At 76.8% G+C, this 629-nt stretch carries 1 protein-coding gene; it reads left to right on the top strand.

All coding sequences use genetic code 11. The features are described 5' to 3' along the window. Positions 1-119: 119 nt before the first annotated feature. The coding region (locus MXD58_RS24510) for a response regulator transcription factor (protein ID WP_250610026.1) at positions 120-629 on the top strand (510 nt) is incomplete at its 3' end.

Here is a 629-nt window from a genome sequence, read left to right as displayed (position 1 = left end):
CGGGCAACCCGTCCGCGCCCGGCGGGCCGGTCAGGGCTGTCGGGCGGGCCGGGGCTGTCGGGCGGGCCGGGGCTGTCGGGCGGGCCGGGGCTGTCGGGCGTGGTGACGAAGGGGAGCTGATGGGGCGCATCCTGATCGTCGAGGACGAGCCGCAGCTGTTGCGCGCGATGCGGATCAATCTGCGCAGCCGCGGCCACGAGGTCCGCACGGCCGCCGACGGCGCGCACGCCCTCGCCGAGGCCGCCGGCCACCCGCCGGACATCGTGATCCTCGACCTCGGGCTGCCCGACATGGACGGCATCGACGTCATCCGCGGCCTGCGCGGCTGGACCCGTGTCCCCATCATCGTCCTGTCCGGCCGCACGTCCGGCCCCGACAAGATCGCGGCGCTGGACGCGGGCGCCGACGACTACGTGACGAAACCGTTCTCCGTCGAGGAGCTGCTCGCCCGAATTCGGGCGGTCGGCCGCCGCGCCACCCCCGCCGAGCACGGCCCGCTCGTCACCATCGGTCACCACCAGGTGGACTTCGCCGCCAGGGCCGTCACCGTGCTCCCCGCCAGCGCCGAGGGCACGCGAACCGCCAGCGCGGAGCCGGCGGGCGCGGAGCCGGCGGGCGCGGAGCCGGCG

Source organism: Frankia sp. AgKG'84/4 (assembly GCF_023242965.2).
Classification (GTDB): Bacteria; Actinomycetota; Actinomycetes; order Frankiales; family Frankiaceae; genus Frankia.
Note: the sequence above shows the minus strand (reverse complement) of the source record. Positions and strands in the feature narration are given on the sequence as shown.